At 71.2% G+C, this 2,086-nt stretch carries 1 protein-coding gene; it reads right to left on the bottom strand.

The annotated features are described in order from the left end of the window. Positions 1 to 25: 25 nt before the first annotated feature. Positions 26 to 2,086: heavy metal translocating P-type ATPase (locus AC3A5Z_RS24115; protein ID WP_487521804.1), on the bottom strand; the 2,061-nt coding region annotated here is incomplete at its 5' end.

Below are 2,086 nucleotides of genomic sequence, written 5' to 3'. Positions count from 1 at the left end.
GGGATGAGATAGGCGAGGATATCCATCAGCGCAGCCTCAGGGCATTCAAGGAAACCGTGATCGACGAGAGCGACATGGCGAGGGCCGCTGCCAGCGGCGTGGCGAGCCCGACCAGCGCCAGCGGCACGGCGATGACGTTGTAGCCTGCCGAGATGGCGAAGTTCTCGCGGATGCGCCGGGTCGCCTGCCCCGCGATGCGCAGAGCGTCACCGATCGGCGCCATGTCCTGCCCCAGCAGCACGATGTCTGAGGCGACGCGGGCCGCATCCAGCGCCGAGGCGGGCGAGATCGAGACATGCGCCGCCGCCAGCGCCGCGGTGTCGTTCAGCCCGTCGCCCACCATCAGCACCCGCCGCCCCTCGGCGGTCAGCTCGGCCACCCGCGCGGCCTTTTCGGCGGGCAGCGCGCCCGAGGTCCAGTCGGCGATGCCGAGCCTTGTCGCCAGATCGGCCACCGCCCCCTCGCTGTCGCCCGAAATCAGCAGGATGCGCTTGCCCTGCGCCCTGAGCGCCGCCACCGCCTGCTCCGCCCCCGGGCGCAGCCGGTCGGCGAAGGTCAGCACGCGAGTCATGCCGCCGAGCGAGAGATAGGTCGCCGTCACCGCCAGCGGCGCGGCCCCCACCCATTCCGCACGCCCCAGCCGGACGACCTGCCCGCGCCAGAGCCCCTCGATGCCGTAGCCCGGCACCTCGCGCAGCGCCTCGACCCTCGCCGGGGCAATGCCCGCATTGCGCGTCGCCGCCGCCAGCGCCATGGCCAGCGGGTGCGACGAGGCCTGCGCCAGCGCCGCCACCACTTCCAGCGTGGCGCGGCTGTGTTCGCCCAGATTGGTCGGTTCCGGTGCGCCGAGGGTCAGGGTGCCGGTCTTGTCGAAGACCACTGTATCCACCTCGGCCAGCCGTTCCAGCGCGGTGCCGTGCTTGATGAGCAGCCCCTTGCGGAACAGCTTGCCGCTCGCCGCGGTCACCACGGCGGGCACGGCCAGACCGAGGGCGCAGGGACAGGTGATGATCAGCACCGCCGCCGAGATGTTGATCGCATAGCGCACGTCGCCGCCGGTGATCCACATCCAGACGCCGAAGGCGCCAAAGGACAGGATATGCACGAGCGGCGAATAGAGCCGGGAGGCGCGGTCGGCCAGCGAGGTGTAGCGGGTCTTGGCGCTTTCCGCGACCGCCACCAGATCGGCCATGCGGTGCAGCGACGAGTCCTTGCCCGCCGCCGTCACCCGCACCGTGAGCGGCCCGGTCAGGTTGACCTCGCCCGCCGAGACCACCGTGTCGGGCCCCGCCATCACCGGCAGGCTCTCCCCGGTCAGCAGCGAGCGGTCGAGCTCGCTCGAACCTTCCGTCACCACCCCGTCGACCGGCATCCGCCCGCCCGGGCGCACCCGGACCCATTCGCCCACTGCCAGTTCCGAAATCGGCACCGTCACCTCGGCCCCGTCACGCAGGGCAGTGGCGCGCGGCACTTCCAGCGCCGCGAGTTCCTCGGCCGCCGAGCGGGCGACGGCGCGGGTGCGGTGGTCGAGATAGCGGCCCGCGAGCAGGAAGAAGGTCAGCATCACCGCCGCGTCGAAATAGGCGTGATGGCCGGAGTGGAAGGTCTCAAACAGCGAGATCGAGGAGGCGAGGATGATGGCGAGCGAGATCGGCACGTCCATCCCCAGCCGCCCCGCCCGGAGCGAGCGCCAGGCGTTCTTGAAGAAGGGCTGCCCGGCAAAGACCACGGTCGGCAGCGCGATGGCCGCCGAGATCCAGTGGAACATGTCACGCGTCGCATCCTCGGCCCCGGACCAGACGGCCACCGACAGCAGCATGACGTTCATCATCGAGAAACCGGCGACGCCGAGCCGCATCAAGAGCTCGCGCCCCTGCCGGTCGGTCTCGGTGGCCGAGAGCATGCCGGCGTCGAGCTCATGCGCCTCGTAGCCCAGACCGTCGAGCGCGGCGATCAGCGCCTCCGCCGTCACCTCGGGCTCGGCATCGACGCTGACGCGGCGCAGCGTCAGGTTCACCCTCGCCGAGCGCACGCCGGGCAGCTTCTCCAGCCCGCCCTCGACAGTGGACATGCAGGCCGCGCAATG

Source organism: Cereibacter sp. Soil_C_27 (assembly GCF_057657095.1).
The sequence above is the reverse complement of the archived record's forward strand: the minus strand, read 5'-3'. Positions and strand labels throughout refer to the sequence as shown.